Genomic DNA, 15,587 nt, shown 5'->3' on the forward strand with positions numbered 1-15,587 from the left:
CAGTCGGCCGGGGTGAGGGTGATCGAATCGCGGCTGACCCACCTGGCCTACGCTCCGGAGATCGCGCAGGCGATGCTCCAGCGGCAGCAGGCGGGCGCCATGGTCGCGGCCCGGCAGCGGATCGTGGAGGGCGCGGTCGGCATGGTGGAGCTGGCGCTGGCCAGGCTGGCCGCGCACGACGTGGTGGAACTGGACGAGGAGCGCAAGGCGGCGATGGTGTCCAACCTGCTGGTCGTGCTGTGCGGCGATCGGGCCACACAGCCCGTGGTCAACGCCGGGTCGCTGTACCACTGACGTGGTCGAGCGCAAGAGCGTCCTGCTCCGCCTGGACCCGGCCGTGCACGACGCGCTGACCAGGTGGGCCAACGACGAGCTGCGCAGCACGAACGCCCAGATCGAGTTCCTGCTGCGCCGCGCGCTCGCCGAGGCCGGTCGGCTGCCCTCCGGGGCGGCCGACCAGCCGCGCCGGGGCAGGCCGCGCAAGAGCGCGAACGGCGACCGGGACAGCGGTTCGAGTGGCGGGACCGCCGAGCGGGTGACACGGTCTTCCGCGAAGTCCGCCGAGGAGTCCGCCGGGAGATCCACCGAGGAGGCGCCGTGACCGAGCTGACCGAGCCGTACCCGCAGGGCGCCCCGTGCTGGGTCGACATGATGAGCACCGACCACCGGGTCACCGCCGAGTTCTACGCGGGCCTGCTCGGCTGGGAGTTCGAGGTCGGCGGCGCGGAGTCCGGGCACTACGCGATGGCGCTGGTGCGCGGCAAGCCGGTGGCGGGCGTCGCGCGGATGCCCCCGGACGCCCGGTTCCCCGTGGTGTGGACCTCCTACCTGGCCACCGACGACCTGGACGAGTCGCTGGCTCGGGTGGCCGCGCACGGCGGCCAGGAGCTGGTGCCGGTGTTCGACACCGGCGGCCCCGGCCGCGGCGCGGTCGCGGTCGACCCGACCGGCGCGTCGTTCGGGCTGTGGGAGGCGGGCACGCACATCGGCGCGTACCTGGTGCGCGAGCCTGGCGCGCTGTGGTGGAACGAGCTGGCCACCAGGGACCTGGCGGGCGCGTCGGCGTTCTACCGGGACGTGTTCGGCCTGGAACCCCAGCCGGAGCCGGGGATGCGGTACAGCAGGCTGGCGCTGGGCGGGCACCCGGTGGCCGGGGTGTTCGGCATGGACGCGGAGATCCCGCTGGAGATCCCGCCGCACTGGATGACCTACTTCGCGGTCCCCGACGCCGAAGCGGCCGCGGCGCGGGCCGCCGAGCTGGGCGGGGTGGTGGTGCACGAGGTGGTGCGCTCGCCGTTCGGCTGGTTCACCACGCTGGGCGACCCGCTGGGCGCGACGTTCCGGGTCATCCAGCCGCCACCTTCCAGCCGAGGCTGACCACCAGCGCCACCACGACGGTGAGGAACACCCGGCGCACGAACCCCGACCCGCGACGCACCGCCAGCCGGGCGCCGAACACCGCGCCGGTCGTGTTGCACACGGCCAGCAGCAGGCCCAGGCCCCACAGCACCTTGCCCGCCGGGATGAAGTACATCAGCGCGCCGAGGTTGGTGGCGACGTTGACCACCTTGGCCGTGGCCGAGGCGCGCAGGAACGCGAACCCGACCAGGCCGACCAGCAGGAACACCAGGAACGCCCCGGTGCCCGGCCCGGCGAGACCGTCGTAGAAGCCGATCACCGCGCCACCCAGCGCCATGACGGCGACCTGCGCGGACCGCGCGAACCGCAGTACCTCGCCCACGCCCAGCCGCGGCTTGCGCCACGTGTACAGGCCCACGCCGACCAGCGCGACGAGCACCACCGCGTTGAGCACGTCGGGCGCCAGCGAACCCGCGAACGCCGCACCCCCCACCGCCCCGCCGAAAGCCGCCAGCGCCATCGGCAGCGCGGACCACCAGTCCACGGAGGTCTGCGCGGTGTAGGTGCGCACCGCCGCGGTGGTGCCGACGACCGCGGCCACCTTGCTGGTGGCCAGCGAGTACAGCGGCTGACCTCCCGGTCCGACCAGCAGCATGGCGGGGAGCTGGATCAACCCGCCCCCGCCGACCACGGCGTCCACCGCCCCGGCGAGCGCGGCGGCCAGGCAGAGGAACAGCAGTCCGGCGAGGCTGACGTGGCCGAACCCCGGCCAGTCGAGGGCTGTCATCACTCGAACAGCCTAATAGGACATCCGTATTGCTATTCCTTCTGGGAGCGCTACCGGAATCGGCCGTTCAGGTCTGGCGTGAGGCCGCTCACCTGGTCAGGGTGGAGGACCTGGGCGCACCCGATCGCAGGAGGTTGCAGTGTGGCACTCGCGAAAGCGCACGCTGGGCGGCGCGCTGGCGGCACTGGCGTTGGTCAGCACCCTCGCGCAGGCCAGCAGCACGGCCGAACCCGATGACCGGCGGCAGGTCTACCTGGACGCGAGCGCCCCGACCGACCGGCGCGTGGACGACCTCCTGCGGCGGATGACGCTGGAGGAGAAGGCCGGGCAGATGACCCAGATCCGGGTCGGCAAGCTGCGCGGCGACTGCCAGTGGACCAACGGCCCGCTGCGCGAGGACTGCATGAAGGCCGTCCTGGTCGACGCCAAGGTCGGCTCGATCCTGTCCGGCGGCGGCGACGCCCCGATCACCAACACCCCGCGCGCGTGGGCCGAGATGACCAACGCCGTGCAGAAGTACGCGCTGGACAACAACCGGCTCAAGATCCCGGTGCTCTACGGCGCCGACGGCGTGCACGGGCACAACAACGTGCTCACCGCCACCATGTTCCCGCACCAGATCGGCGTGGGCGCCACCTGGAACCCGGCGCTGGCCGAGCAGGTGGGCGCTTCCACCGCCAAGGCGATGCGCGCCACCGGCGCGTTCTGGAACTTCGCACCGGTCTCCGACATCGCCCGCGACACCCGCTGGGGCCGCTACTACGAGACCTACGGCGAGGACCCGGTGCTGGCCGGGACGCTGGCCGCGGCGAACGTGCGGGGCCAGCAGGGCGCCCCGGACGGGACCGCGCGGCTGACCGCCACCGCCAAGCACTTCGCCGGGTACTCCGAGCCCGCCAACGGGCACGACCGGGTGCCCGCCCACCTGCCCGTGCGCTACCTCCAGGACACCGTGCTGCCCGCCTTCCAACCCCAGTTCGACGCGGGCGTGGGCACCGTGATGATCAACTCCGGCGCGGTGAACGGCGTGCCCGTGCACGCCTCCAAGCACATGCTCACCACCCAGCTGCGCGACCGGATGGGCTTCCGCGGCGTCGCGGTCACCGACTGGGAGGACATCCGCTACCTGGTCACCCGCTACCGCGTCGCGGCCGACTACCCCGAAGCCGTCGCGATGGCGGTCAACGCGGGCGTGGACGTGGCCATGGAGCCCTCGGAGGCGGGCGAGTTCACCAAGGGCGTGGTCGACGGCGTGCGCCGCGGCGCGATCAGCGGCAAGCGGGTCGACCAGGCCGTGCGGCGCGTGCTGAAGCTGAAGTTCGACCTCGGCCTGTTCGACAAGCCGTTCGTGGACCCCGCCAAGGCCGACGCGATCGTCAACGGCGCCGACCGCGACCTGGCCCGCCGCGCCGCCGCCGAGGGGGCCGTGCTGCTGCGCAACGAAGGCGTGCTGCCGCTGTCCACCGGGGCGCGCAAGCTCGTGGTGACCGGCGACACCGCCGACTCGGTGCCGCGCCAGCTGGGCGGGTGGACGGTGGGCTGGCAGGGCGTTCCCAACGGCTCGCCGCTGCCGCCCGCGACCACCGTGCTGCAGGGCGTCCGCGCCGCCGCGCCCACCGCCGACGTGGTGAGCGCCCCGACCGCCGCCGACGCGGTGGCCCAGGCGGGCGACGCGGACGCCGTGATCGTCGTGCTGGGCGAGGCCCCCGCCGCCGAGGGCGTCGCGGACACCGAGAACCCCGCGCTGACCGGCGAGCAGCAGGCGCTGGTGGACGCGGTGCGGGGCACCGGCAAGCCGGTGGTCGTGGTGCTGCTCACCGGCAGGCCCCTGGTGCTGGGCGCGGCCGCCGACGCGGGCGCGCTGGTGGCGGGCTGGCTGCCGGGCAGCGAGGGCGGCCACGGCATCGCCGACGTGCTGTTCGGCAAGGTCACCCCCAGCGGCAGGCTGCCCGTGTCGTGGCCGAAGACCGTCGGCGACCAGCCCTTCTCCTACGACCAGCTGCCCGGCCCGAACGGCGGGGAGAGCTCCTCCTACGACCCGGCCTACCCGTTCGGCCACGGCCTGTCCTACACCACCTTCACCACCTCCGCGCCCAGGCTGAAAGCCACCGAGGTGCGCCGCGACGGCCGCGTCGAGGTCACCGTGACCGCGGCCAACACCGGCTCGCGGGCGGGCGAGCTGGTCGTGCCGGTGTACGTGCACCAGCCGGTGAGCAAGGTGCTCGTGCCCGACCAGCGGCTGGTCGGGTTCACCAAGGTCGCCCTGGCCGCGGGCGAGCAGCGCGCGGTGACCGTGGCCTTCGACGTGCGGCGGCTCGCGGTGACGCCGGGGGACGTGGACGCCTCCGGGTCGCGGGAGGTCGCCACTGGTCGCTACGAGGTCGTGGTGGGCGGGGCGCGGGCCGGTTTCACGGTGCGGTGAACTGGCCTGATACTCTTGTCCGCCGTACCGCGCGGCATTCCGCTGTGGAGGAAAACCGCCCCTGACCGGGCGGCGCCGACGAGAAGGCGCGGTACGACTCCGAACCGAGGAAAAGGGTGGCTTTCGCGTGGCGAACATCAAGTCCCAGCTCAAGCGGATCAAGACGGCGGAGAAGGCGCGGCTGCGCAACAAGGCCGTCAAGTCGTCGCTGAAGACCGCGATCCGCAAGTTCCGTGAGGCCGCCGAGGCCGGTGACAAGGAGAAGGCCATCGCGCTGGCGCAGGAGGCCTCCCGCAAGCTCGACAAGGCCGCCTCCAAGGGCGTCATCCACGCCAACCAGGCCGCCAACAAGAAGTCGGCCCTGGCCAAGCGCGCCAACCAGCTCTGAGCACCGGCTGCCCAGCAGCCTCCGCGAGCGCCGCTTCCCCACGCGGGAGGCGGCGCTCGCCGCGTTCGGCCCCACCCTCGCCCCGCGAGTCGAACCCTCAGAACCCCCGAGTTCAACGCTCAGAACGGCCACGCCCGCCCCCGGCGTCACCCGCTCATGGGCGTGTTGGGCGTGTCGCCCCGCGAGTCGCGCGTTCCGACACCACGAACTGAGCGTTCGCGCACCCCGACCCGCGCTTTCGCGCCCTGCCCCGCGCTTCCGCGCACCTCGGGTAGTAGTTACCGCCCCCCGGACGCCCCTCGGGTAGTACTTGCCCACGCACCAGGGGCGCGCGCGGAGCGCGCGCAGCGGGGTGCCCGCGAGCGCCGTCCTTGGCGACCTGCCGCGCGGCGAGCGCCGCTTTGAAACCCCCAACGCTCAGTTCGCGGTGCCCGAACGCTCAAGTCAGGATGTGGGCGGGCGCTGGTGGTCTAGCGGCCGTGGGCGGCGACGATGGCCAGGACGGCGCGCTCCAGCGCGTAACCCGAGTCCGCCGCGACGCCCTTGACGTCGGCGTTCAGCCCGGCCACCACCGACATCGCCCTGGCCAGCCCGTCGCCGTCCCAGCCGCGCGCCTGCCCCTGGGCCTTCTTGACCTTCCACGGCGGCATCCCCAGCTCGCCCGCCAGCTTGAACGGGTCGCCCCGGCCCACCGCGGACACCCGCGCGACCGTGCGCACCGCGTCGGCCAGCGCGTCGGCGACCAGCACGTGCGGCACGCCCAGCTGCATCGCCCAGCGCAGCGCCTCCAGCGCCCCGCCCCGGTCGCCCATGACGGCCTTCTCCGCCACCGCGAACCCGGTCACCTCGGCCCGGCCGCGGTGGTAGCGGCGCACCGCCTCCGCGTCGACCTTCCCGCCGGTGTCCGCGACCAGCTGCGACGCCGCGGCGGCCAGCTCCCGCAGGTCCGACCCGACCGCTTCGATCAGCGCGGCCACCGCCTCCGGGTCGGCCTTGCCGCCCGCCGAGCGGATCTCGTTGCGCACGAACGCTTCCCGCTCCGCGGCCTTGGTGATCTTCGGGCACTCGACCACCCGCGCCCCGGCTTTGCGCAGCGCCGCGGGCAGCTCCTTGGCCGCCTTGCTGCGCCCGCCGCCGGTGTGCACGACGACCAGGGTCACTCCGTCCGCAGGCGCCTTGGCGTAGGCCAGCACCGCGTCGGCGATCTCCTTGCTCACCTCCTGCGCGGCCTCCAGGGCGATCACCCGCCCTTCGGCGAACAGCGACGGGCTGACCAGCTCCGCCAGCTCCGGCGGGGTGAGGTCGGTCACCCGAACGCGGGTGAGGTCCGCCTGCGGGTCGGCCGCCCGCGCGGTCGCCAGCGCCGACCGCACCGCGCGTTCGACCAGCAGCTCCTCCTCGCCGACGACCAGGTGCACGGCATCGGGCTGGCTGGCTGCGGTCGCGCTCACGGTCCGATCCTGCCACGTCCGCATGGTGGACTTCGCTGGCCACGGCTCGGGATCGTGTCGTAGCGTGAACGCCACAACCGAATACCGCTCATCCAGAGGGGCAGAGGGATCGGCCCGAAGAAGCCCCGGCAACCCGTCACCAGCGCTCGCGCTGGGCGACCACGGTGCCAATTCCGACCCGCGCAGCGGGAAAGATGAGGAGAACCTCGCGATGACTGCTGTCAGTGCGCCTTCGCCCACCACCTCCTTCGACCTCGGTCCCGCTCGGGCTCTGTCGTGTCGTGAGTGCGGCCACCAGACCCCTCTCGCCGCCGAGTACGCGTGCCTGGAGTGTTTCGGGCCGCTGGAAGTGGCCTACGACTTCGGTCGGATCCGCCGCGAGGACATCGAGGCTGGTCCCCGGTCGATCTGGCGCTACCGCGGCCTGCTCCCCGTGCCCTCCACCGTGACGTCCCACCCCAACACCGAGCCCGGCGGCACCCGCCTGGTCGAGGCCGACCGCCTGGCCAAGGCGCTGGGCGTGCGCAAGGTGTGGGTCAAGGACGACACCGGCAACCCCACCCACTCCTTCAAGGACCGCGTGGTCGGCGTGGCCCTGGCCGCGGCCAGGGAACTCGGCTTCACGGTGCTGGCCTGCCCCTCCACCGGCAACCTGGCCAACGCCGTGGCCGCCGCGGCGGCCCGCGCGGGCTGGCGGTCGGTCGTGCTCGTGCCCTCCTCCCTGGAACGCGCCAAGATCCTCATGACCGCCGTCTACGACGGCGCGCTGATCACCGTCGACGGCAACTACGACGACGTCAACCGCCTCGCCCAGGAGCTGGCCGCCGAGCACGAGGACTGGGCGTTCGTCAACGTCAACGTCCGGCCCTACTACGCCGAGGGCTCCAAGACCCTCGGCTTCGAGGTGGCCGAGCAGCTGGGCTGGCGCCTGCCCGAGCAGATCGTCATCCCCATCGCCTCGGGCTCCCAGCTGACCAAGGTGGACAAGGCCTTCCGCGAGTTCGCCTCGCTCGGCCTGGTCGAGGACACCCCCTACCGCGTGTTCGGCGCACAGGCGACCGGTTGCTCCCCGGTGGCCACCGCGTACAAGGCGGGCCACGACACTGTCACCCCGGTGCGCCCGGACACCATCGCCCGCTCGCTGGCGATCGGCGCCCCCGCCGACGGCCCCTACGCCCTGGACTCGGTCCGCCGCACCGGCGGGGCCATCGAGGACGTCACCGACGAGGAAGTGGTCGAGGGCATCCGGCTGCTGGCCCGCACCGAGGGCATCTTCGCCGAGACCGCGGGCGGGGTCACCGTGGCGACGGCCAAGAAGCTCATCGAGACCGGGCAGCTCGACCCCGACGCCGAGACCGTCCTGCTGATCACCGGCGACGGCCTCAAGACCCTGGACGCCCTGGGCGACCGGGTCGGCCCCCGCGCCACCGTGCCGCCCAGCGCCGACGCCGTGATCAAGGCCCTCGCCGACTGATCCACCCCCTCACGGCTTGCGCACCGCTGGAGGTGGTGCGCAAGCCCGCAGGGTTGCCCACCGCGATCACAGGGCGATGCTGGACGAGCGCAGCCACCCGCTGCGTGGGAACCTCGCCAGCTCCGGCAGCACGTACGGCCCGACCTGCTCGGTGGTGATGCGCCAGGCGATCACCCGTTGCGGCCACGGCGCGTCCGCCTTGATCTTGTTGTAGGCGCGGGCGCGCCAGTCCTCGACCGGGATGGTCAGCTCGTCGTCGAACAGCCGGTCGGCGACCACGCGGTACGCCTCCTCGGGAGAAGCGACCTGGGTGGGGCTCAGCACGTCGGTCACGGTCGCCCGCGCGATGATGCCCCGGCCGCCCGCTCTGAGGTGCTCGCACACGTAGTAGGCGAACCCCGGTCGCAGTTGCGGCGGCCACGGCTCCGGCTTGTAGCCCAGTTGCCACAGCACCCACGCCACGGCCTGGTGGTCGTCGTTGGGCGCCCATCCGGTGTGCAGCCGGATCCAGACGTCGTTCACGGTTCCTCCCCTTGTCAGTTCCTCCCCGGCGGGTCGCCCCTGCGGGCGATCCGCGGCCCCTCCGGGCCCGGCAGGACGGCGGTGTCGCCGTCCTGATCAGTGCGCAGCACCAGCGCCCCCCGGCTAGCCAGCGCGTCGAGCAGCACCCCGCTGGGGTGTCCGTAGCGGTTGCCCGCTCCGACGCTGATCAACGCCACTTTCGGCCGAACCGCCTCCAGGAACGCCGCGGACGAGTACCTCGAGCCGTGGTGCGGCACCTTGAGCACGTCGGCCCGCAGGTCGGCGTGCCGCCCGAGCAGACCGGCCTGCGCGGCCAGCTCGATGTCGCCGGTCAGCAGCACCCGGCCTGCCCCGGTCGAAGCCCGCAGCACCACCGAGGCGTCGTTGACCGCCGTGTTCGCGTCCTCCACCGGGCCCGCGCGGGGGCCCAGCACGTCCAGCTCCAGCCCCGGCCAGCTCAGCCGCTGCCCGGACACCAGCTCCACCACGCGGACACCGGCCGCCCGCGCCCGTTCGCGCACCTCCTCCCAAGCCCATCGCGGACGTCGCGACGGCCCCACCGCCACCGCGCCGACGCCCACTTCCGCCAGCACTGCCGCCAGCCCGCCGATGTGGTCGGCGTGCAGGTGGCTGAGCACCACCAGCGGCACCCGCCGCACGCCCAGCCCGCGCAGGCAGGCCAGCACCGGCACCGGGTCCGGCCCGGTGTCTACCAGCACCGCCCGGTCCCGCTCCGCGGTGGCCAGCACCACCGCGTCGCCCTGCCCCACGTCGCAGGCCACCACCGACCAGCCCGGCACCGGCCAGCGCGGCGCGGCCACCTCCAGCGGCACCAGGACCAGGCCCGCGCCGACCAGCGCGGCCACCGCCAGCACGCGCAGCCGCTTCAGCCGCAGCACCGCCCAGGCCAGCAGGAGCACCCCGATCAGCAGTGCCCCGCCGCCCCAGCCGCCGGGCCAGCGCACCGCCGCGCCGGGCACCGCCGCGGCGGTGCGGGCGACCAGCACCAGCCACTCGATCTCCGGCCCGGCCACCGCCGCCGCGACGCGGGCGGCCCCCGCGTGCACCGGGGCCAGCACCGCGGCCGCCACGCCCAGCACCGTCGCGGGCGCGACCACCGGCCCGGTGACCAGGTTCGCGGGCACCGCCACCAAGCTCACCTGGCCCGAGATCCCCGCCACCAGCGGGGCCGTCGCCAGGCTCGCGGCCATGGGCACGGCCAGCGCCTCGGCCACGCCCACCGGTACGCCATGGTCCCGCATCGCGGCTGCCCAGCGCGGGGCCAACAGGACCAATGCGGCCGTCGCGACCACCGACAGGCCGAACCCCGGCGCGACGGCCAGCGCGGGGTCGTAGAGCACCAGCACGACCACGGCCGCCGCGAGCGCCGGGAGTGCCGAGCGCTCCCGGCCCAGGACCAGTGCCAGCAGCGCCACCGCGCCCATCACCGCCGCCCGCAGGACGCTCGGCTCCGGACCGGCCAGCACCACGAACCCGACCAGGGCGGCCATCGCGCCCGCCGCGCAGCCGCGCGGACCGGCCCGCAGCAGCCGCAGCACCAGCAGGACCGCGCCGCACAGGATGGCCAGGTTCGCCCCGCTGACCGCCAGCAGGTGCGACAGGCCCGCGGTGCGGAACTCCTCGACCACCCTGGTCGACACGCCGTCGGTGTCGCCCACCACCAGTGCGGGCAGCAACCCGGCGGCGTCCGGGCCGAGCGGCTCGCTGGCCCGGCGCAGCCCCGCGCGCAGCGACTCGGCGGCGCGCTGCCACACCGGCGCCCGCCCGACTTCCAGCGGCGGGCCGCGAACCCGCAGCACCGCGACGGTCAGCTCGGCGCGCAGGGGCGGTGCCAAGGTGCCGCTCGCGGCGACCCGTTGTCCCGGCAGGAGTTCCCGCCACGCCGCGGTGGGCGCCAGCACGGCGATCTCGGCGCCGTCGGACAGTTCCGCTCGCACCACCACCGAGTCGACACCGCCGGGACGGGAGCCGAATCCGGTCGTCCGCAAGGGGTGCGGGCGGTCGACGAGTTCGAAGTGGACGGTTGTCGACGCACCGCGCTCGGCCTGCGCGCGCAGCGGGTGGTGGGTGGACTGGTGCACCTGGAAGCCGATCCAGCAGGCGGCCACCGGGCCGGTGACCATCACCGCGACCGCCGCGGGCGCGCACCGGCGGTGCGCCGCGGCACCGAGCAGTCCCGCCAGGACACCCAGTGCCGCGGCGGCCCACCACGTCCACAGCAGCCCGACCAGTGCGGTCGACCAGACCACCAACGCGGCCGGGACCAGGTGCAGGCGGGAGCGCACGTCTTCCTCCTTCCGGGTTCACGGGTGCGGACCGGACGCCGGTCAGACGCGGACCAGCTCGGCGAGGCGGGCGAGCTTCGCACCGCCGATGCCCTCGATCTCGCCCAGCTGCTCGACCGAGGTGAACGGGCCGCGCTTGAGGCGGCGGTCGATGATGCGCTGCGCGGTCACCGGGCCCACGCCGGGCAGGTCGTCCAACTGCTGCTCGGTGGCCGTGTTGAGGTTGACCGGGCCGGTCTCGTCGGTGGGCGCGGGCACGCCGACCGCGACCTGCTCGCCGTCGGCGAGCTTGCGGGCGAGGTTGAGGCCGTGCAGCGGGGCGCCCGGTTTCAGACCGCCCGCCTGCCGCACGGCATCGGCCACGCGGGCTCCGCTGGGCACGGTGACCAGGCCGGGGTTGGCCACCTCGCCGACCACGCTGACCACCACGGTCTCGGGCGGCTTGCTCACCGCCGCGGCTTCGGCCACGGCGAGGTCCGGCGGCGGTGCTTCGGCTGCCGGGCCGCGCTGGTGCAGCGCGAAGACCGCTGCCAGCACCGCTCCGGCGCCCACCCCGGCCAGCAGTGCCAGCCTTCGGCGCGCGACGGGCGACGCGGGCAGCCAGCGGGCGGGCAGCCAGCGGCGGAGCAGCGGGCGCGCTCTGCCGGGCGGATCGGCGCCCCCTTCGGCGGAGGCGAACACGACGAGCGGGCCGTCGTCGGAGGGCCGTTCGCCTTGGGACATCAGGGCTTTGAGCCGGGCGGTCGGGTCCTCGGGCTGGTGATCGGACATGGCAACGACGCTAGGCCGAATGGCCCAACGCCCACCAGCTCATGATCGACGCCTGTGGACAACCGGGAGGGCTGTGGACAACTCCGCGCTGTCGGAGTGGAGTTGTCGGTGGCGTGTGCTATTGGAGCCCGCCCGGCAGCACCACCACACCGAGCACACCGGGGCCGGTGTGCGCCCCGATCACCGCGCCCACCTCGGAGATCAGGCACCCCGTCGACCCCGGCACGCGGTCGTCCAGCCTGCTCGCCAGCTCCGCCGCCCGCTCCGGCGCGGCCAGGTGGTGCACGGCCAGGCCCACCGGCCCGCGCCCCGCCGCCTCGGCGGCCAGGTCGACGAGCCTGCCCACCGCGCGCCCCATCGTGCGCACCTTCTCCAGCGGCACGATCCGCCCGTCGTCCACGTGCAGCAGGGGCTTGACCGCCAGCGCCGTGCCCACCAGCGCCGCCGCCGCGCCGATCCGGCCGCCGCGGCGCAGGTGGTCCAGGGTCTCCACGCAGAAGAAGACGCGCACCCGCGACGCCGCCTCCACCGCCGCCCGCTCCGCGCGTTCCGGGTCGTCGGCCGCCGCGCAGGCGGCCAGGACCGCGAAGCCCAGCCCCATGCCCGCGGACCGCGAGTCGACCACCCGCACCCGCCCGGCGCCCACCTCGGCGTCCACCTCGGCGGCGGCCAGCCGGGCCGCCTCCCAGGTGCCCGACAGCTCGCGCGACAGGTGCACCGACACGACGCCGTCCGCTCCGCCTTCCAGCGCCGACCGGTAGACCTCGGCCAGCTCCTGCGGGGTGGGGCGGGACGTGGTCACCCTGCGGTGCTCCCCCAGCGCGCCCGCCAGCTCGGCGGGGCCGAAGTCCGCGCCGTCGAGCCCGCCGCGGCCCTCCACGGACACGTGCAGCGGGACCACCCAGACGCCGTGCCGCTCGGCGAACCCCTCCGGCAGGTAGGCCGTGGAGTCGGTGACGATCGTGGTGGACACGGGTGCCGAGACTACGTCCCCGCCGGACCGGGATCGTCGACCGCCGCGGAGCTGACCAGCCGCGCCACGGCGGTCCCCACCAGCCGGTGCCCCTCCCAGCCCCAGTGCATCCCGTCCGGGTTGCCGCGCCGCGCCCGCACGTGCTCGCCCACCAGGGCGGGCACGTCGACCAGCGGCACGCCCGCCCGGTCGGCCCACGCGCGCACCGCCCGCTCCCCCGCCGCGCGGCCGGTGTGCACGCCCGCGTACAGCGGCGAGCAGTGCACCGACGGCAGCATCCCGATCGCCCGCACGCCCGGCTGGAACTGCCGCACGGCGTGCAGCGAATCGGTCAGGTAGCGCTCGGTCAGGTGCGGCGGCAGCGCCACCGGCCTGCCGCCCAGCAGCCGCGACAGCACCGGCTGGGCGGCCCGGTACGCCGCCCGCGCCCGCCTGCGCAGCCCGTCCGGCCGCAGGTGGCGCAGACCGTGGCGCAGGTAGGTGGGCAGCGGTGACGGCAGCGTGTCCATGTGCCCCACCGCGAAGACCAGCACGTCGGTGCGGGGCAGCAGCGACCACACCCGCGGGTCGCCGGTCAGCGCCCACCAGGCGTCCCGCGCGGTCCAGCCGAAACCCGCCGCCAGCTCCGCGTGGCCGCCCAGCTCGGCGGCGGCGATGTTGGGCCACAGCCGAGGGTGGTCGGCGGGCAGCGGCCCCTGGGGACCGTGGAAGGTCAGCGAGTCGCCGAGGACGAGCAGCCTCACCGCGTGGTGCCAGCGTTGTACGACGACAGGCGCCAGCGCCCGTCGCCGCCGGGTCTGCGGGTGAACACCGTCCAGTGGCAGTTGCCGATGCCGCCGAGCAGGCCCCAGCGGTCCACCGGCAGGTCCAGCAGCCACCCGGTCAGCGCGCTGATCAGGCCGCCGTGTGCGCACAGCAGCACGGTGCCGGAGAACTCCCGGTCCACGTCGGTCACCACGGCGGCGGCGCGCTGGGCGACCTCCACCCTGGTCTCGCCGTCGGGCGGGGGCACCGTGCCGTCGCTGCGCCACCGCTGGAGCATCCCCGGCCACTCGGCCTCGATCTCGGCGGTGGTCAGGCCCTGCCACTTGCCCAGGTTGGTCTCCCGCAACCGCTGGTCCACGCGCAGCGGCACGCCGATGACGCTGGTGAACACCGTCGCGGTGTCCCGCGCGCGGCGCAGGTCGGAGGCCACCACCAGCTCGGGCGCGAACCCGGCGAGCACCGGTACCGCGAACCGCGCCTGGTTCCACCCGGTCTCGGTCAGCGCCGAGTCGTAGTGGCCCTGCATCCGGCCGGTCGCGTTGTAGTCGGTCTCACCGTGCCGCCACAGCACGAGCCGGTTCAGGGTCATGCCTCGGCGCCCTCCGCGGCCACCGGCCCGGCGTCGAACTCGATGCGCGGGCAGTCCTTCCACAGCCGTTCCAGGCCGTAGAAGCTGCGCTCCTCCACGTGCTGGACGTGCACGACCACGTCCACGAAGTCGAGCAGGACCCAGCGGCCCTCGCGCGCGCCCTCGCGGCGGACCGGCTTGCGACCGGCCTCGCGCAGCTTCTCCTCGATGTTGTCCACGATCGCGCCGACCTGCCGCTCGTTGGGAGCGGACGCGATCACGAACACGTCCGTGATCACCAGCTGGTCGGACACGTCGAGCACGATCACGTCGTGCGCCTTCTTGTCCGCCGCCGCGTTCGCGGCGACCAGCGCCAACCGTCGTGCCTCGTCGGTGGCTGCCACGTTTCTCCTCATCACCTCGGCGGACGCCGCGTTACGCCCGCACGAGTCAATGAGGGTACCGGCGTCCGCCGTCAATCCGGCACGGAGTAAAGCCTCCGCTTGGAGATGTACTGCACGACACCGTCCGGCACGAGGTACCAGATGGGCAGGCCGGCGGCCGTGCGGGCGCGCACCGCGGTGGACGAGATGGCCATCGCGGGCACCTCCACCAGCGACACCGCGCCGGGTGGCAGGTGGGCTCCGTTGAGCTCGTAGCCGGGTCGGGTGACGCCGATGAAGTGCGCGAGGTCGAACACGCGCTCGGCGCGCCGCCAGGACAGGATCTGCTCCAGCGCGTCCGCGCCGGTGATGAAGAACAGGTCCGCGTCCGGGTGCAGCGCCTTGAGGTCGGTCAGCGTGTCCACGGTGTAGGTCGGCCCGTCGCGGTCGACGTCGACCCGGCTGACCGAGAACCGCGGGTTGGAAGCGGTGGCGATGACGGTCATCAGGTACCGGTCCTCGGCCGCGCTGACCTCGCGCTCGCTCTTCTGCCACGGCTGCCCGGTGGGCACGAAGACGACCTCTTCGAGGTCGAACCTGGCCTGGACCTCACTGGCCGCCACGAGGTGGCCGTGGTGCACCGGGTCGAAGGTGCCGCCCATGACGCCGATCCGCCGGTTGGTCATAGGACGTGAGCGTAGTTCGGGTGGCCGTCCGGTCCCCGGACGGCCACCCGTGTCGCTACCCCTATTCCGCGGTCCTGCCCGGCGGTCCTGCCCGGCGGTCCTGCCCGGCGGTCCTGCCCGGCGGCGCTACTCGGTGGGGGCCACCACCGCGCCGTCCTGGTCGCGGACCAGGATCGCCTCCATCGGGCACGAGTCGGCGGCGTCGACCACCGCCTGGGCGGGCTCGACGGTGGCGTTGACCGGCACCGCGGTCGCGCCGTCGAGCCGGAAGTGGTCCGGCGCGCTCGCGGCGCACATCCCGCTGCCGATGCACGTGCCGCCGTCCACCTCGACGGTCCACTTGCCCATGACCTTCACCACCTCACCGGGAGCTTCTCCAGGCCGCGCAGCAGCCTGCCCTTCTTGAACTCCACCTCACCCGCCAGCTCCAGCGCCGGGAAGCGGCGCAGCAGGGTGCCCAGCGCCACCTGCAGCTCCATCCGGGCCAGCGACGCGCCGAGGCAGTGGTGCGCGCCGTGACCGAAGGCGATGTGCGGGTTGGCCGACCGGTGGAAGTCGATCACGTCCGGGTGCTCGAACACCTCCGGGTCGCGGTTGGCCACCCCGGACTCCATGAACACCGCCTCGCCCGCCCGGATGGTCACGCCGCTGAGCTCGACGTCCGCGGTGGCGATGCGGGGGAAGCCCGCGGAGGCGCTCAACGGGGTGATCCGCAGCAGCTCCTCGATCGCC

General features: G+C 74.2%; 18 protein-coding genes and 1 riboswitch. Of the genes, 6 read left to right on the plus strand and 12 right to left on the minus strand.

Annotated elements, in window-relative coordinates; all coding sequences use genetic code 11:
• From IEZ00_RS36290 to IEZ00_RS06265, 3 genes are all read left to right on the plus strand, one after another.
• The coding region (locus tag IEZ00_RS36290; RefSeq protein ID WP_506347059.1) for an SPFH domain-containing protein at positions 1-294 on the plus strand (294 nt) is incomplete at its 5' end.
• A gap of 1 nt (position 295) precedes the next feature.
• Positions 296-601 carry a type II toxin-antitoxin system antitoxin gene (locus IEZ00_RS38070; RefSeq protein ID WP_189222092.1) on the plus strand — a complete coding sequence of 102 codons (306 nt, stop codon included), beginning with the start codon at positions 296-298 and terminating at the stop codon, positions 599-601.
• Positions 598-1,377 carry a VOC family protein gene (locus IEZ00_RS06265; RefSeq protein ID WP_189222093.1) on the plus strand — a complete coding sequence of 260 codons (780 nt, stop codon included), beginning with the start codon at positions 598-600 and terminating at the stop codon, positions 1,375-1,377. The genes IEZ00_RS38070 and IEZ00_RS06265 overlap by 4 nt, the downstream gene beginning before the upstream one ends.
• On the opposite strand, the gene IEZ00_RS06270 is transcribed toward IEZ00_RS06265, so the two are convergent.
• Positions 1,346-2,146 carry a sulfite exporter TauE/SafE family protein gene (locus IEZ00_RS06270; protein WP_189222094.1) on the minus strand — a complete coding sequence of 267 codons (801 nt, stop codon included), beginning with the start codon at positions 2,144-2,146 and terminating at the stop codon, positions 1,346-1,348. The two genes, IEZ00_RS06265 and IEZ00_RS06270, sit on opposite strands and share 32 nt — an antisense overlap.
• Before the next feature lie 139 nt (positions 2,147-2,285).
• Between IEZ00_RS06270 and IEZ00_RS06275 the strand changes: the two genes are divergently transcribed.
• A complete protein-coding gene (locus tag IEZ00_RS06275) occupies positions 2,286-4,568 on the plus strand; it encodes a glycoside hydrolase family 3 N-terminal domain-containing protein (RefSeq protein WP_189222095.1) in 2,283 nt (760 codons plus the stop codon).
• 127 nt (positions 4,569-4,695) lie between these two features.
• Complete coding sequence (rpsT, locus tag IEZ00_RS06280; protein WP_189222096.1) at positions 4,696-4,956, plus strand: 30S ribosomal protein S20; 261 nt, start codon at positions 4,696-4,698, stop codon at positions 4,954-4,956.
• Positions 4,957-5,426: 470 nt separating this feature from the next.
• On the opposite strand, the gene holA is transcribed toward rpsT, so the two are convergent.
• Complete coding sequence (gene holA / locus IEZ00_RS06285) at positions 5,427-6,407, minus strand: DNA polymerase III subunit delta (protein WP_373293071.1); 981 nt, start codon at positions 6,405-6,407, stop codon at positions 5,427-5,429.
• Between the two features lie 85 nt (positions 6,408-6,492).
• A riboswitch (SAM riboswitch) is annotated at positions 6,493-6,608 on the plus strand.
• A 10-nt stretch (positions 6,609-6,618) separates the two neighbouring features.
• On the opposite strand from holA, the gene thrC reads away from it, so the two are divergent.
• Complete coding sequence (gene thrC / locus IEZ00_RS06290) at positions 6,619-7,881, plus strand: threonine synthase (RefSeq protein WP_189222098.1); 1,263 nt, start codon at positions 6,619-6,621, stop codon at positions 7,879-7,881.
• A gap of 66 nt (positions 7,882-7,947) precedes the next feature.
• On the opposite strand, the gene IEZ00_RS06295 is transcribed toward thrC, so the two are convergent.
• The 10 genes from IEZ00_RS06295 to IEZ00_RS36300 form a co-directional block, all read right to left on the minus strand.
• Positions 7,948-8,403, minus strand: coding sequence for a hypothetical protein (locus IEZ00_RS06295; protein WP_229795153.1), 456 nt, complete (start codon positions 8,401-8,403; stop codon positions 7,948-7,950).
• Positions 8,404-8,417: 14 nt separating this feature from the next.
• Positions 8,418-10,709 (minus strand): DNA internalization-related competence protein ComEC/Rec2, encoded by a 2,292-nt coding sequence (locus IEZ00_RS06300; protein ID WP_189222099.1) that lies wholly within the window; start codon positions 10,707-10,709, stop codon positions 8,418-8,420.
• Positions 10,710-10,751: 42 nt separating this feature from the next.
• On the minus strand, positions 10,752-11,480 hold the full coding sequence (locus tag IEZ00_RS06305) for a ComEA family DNA-binding protein (protein WP_229795155.1): 729 nt from the start codon (positions 11,478-11,480) through the stop codon (positions 10,752-10,754).
• Between the two features lie 118 nt (positions 11,481-11,598).
• On the minus strand, positions 11,599-12,453 hold the full coding sequence (locus tag IEZ00_RS06310) for a DegV family protein (RefSeq protein WP_189222100.1): 855 nt from the start codon (positions 12,451-12,453) through the stop codon (positions 11,599-11,601).
• A gap of 11 nt (positions 12,454-12,464) precedes the next feature.
• On the minus strand, positions 12,465-13,196 hold the full coding sequence (gene octT / locus IEZ00_RS06315) for a diglucosylglycerate octanoyltransferase (protein ID WP_189222101.1): 732 nt from the start codon (positions 13,194-13,196) through the stop codon (positions 12,465-12,467).
• The gene (locus IEZ00_RS06320) at positions 13,193-13,807 is read right to left on the minus strand and encodes a histidine phosphatase family protein (protein ID WP_189222102.1); all 615 of its coding nucleotides are present in this window, start codon (positions 13,805-13,807) and stop codon (positions 13,193-13,195) included. Before IEZ00_RS06320 ends, octT begins: the two co-directional genes overlap by 4 nt.
• A complete protein-coding gene (gene rsfS, locus IEZ00_RS06325) occupies positions 13,804-14,190 on the minus strand; it encodes a ribosome silencing factor (protein WP_189222103.1) in 387 nt (128 codons plus the stop codon). The genes IEZ00_RS06320 and rsfS overlap by 4 nt, the downstream gene beginning before the upstream one ends.
• Positions 14,191-14,261: 71 nt before the next feature.
• Positions 14,262-14,855, minus strand: a complete 594-nt coding sequence (gene nadD, locus IEZ00_RS06330; protein ID WP_189222104.1) for a nicotinate-nucleotide adenylyltransferase — start codon at positions 14,853-14,855, stop codon at positions 14,262-14,264.
• Between the two features lie 126 nt (positions 14,856-14,981).
• On the minus strand, positions 14,982-15,203 hold the full coding sequence (locus IEZ00_RS06335) for a ferredoxin (RefSeq protein ID WP_189222105.1): 222 nt from the start codon (positions 15,201-15,203) through the stop codon (positions 14,982-14,984).
• 5 nt (positions 15,204-15,208) lie between these two features.
• A partial coding sequence (locus IEZ00_RS36300; RefSeq protein ID WP_229795157.1) for a cytochrome P450 occupies positions 15,209-15,587 on the minus strand: 379 nt, incomplete at its 5' end.

This window comes from Saccharothrix coeruleofusca, from assembly GCF_014648515.1.
In the GTDB taxonomy this organism is placed as follows: Bacteria; Actinomycetota; Actinomycetes; order Mycobacteriales; family Pseudonocardiaceae; genus Actinosynnema; species Actinosynnema coeruleofuscum.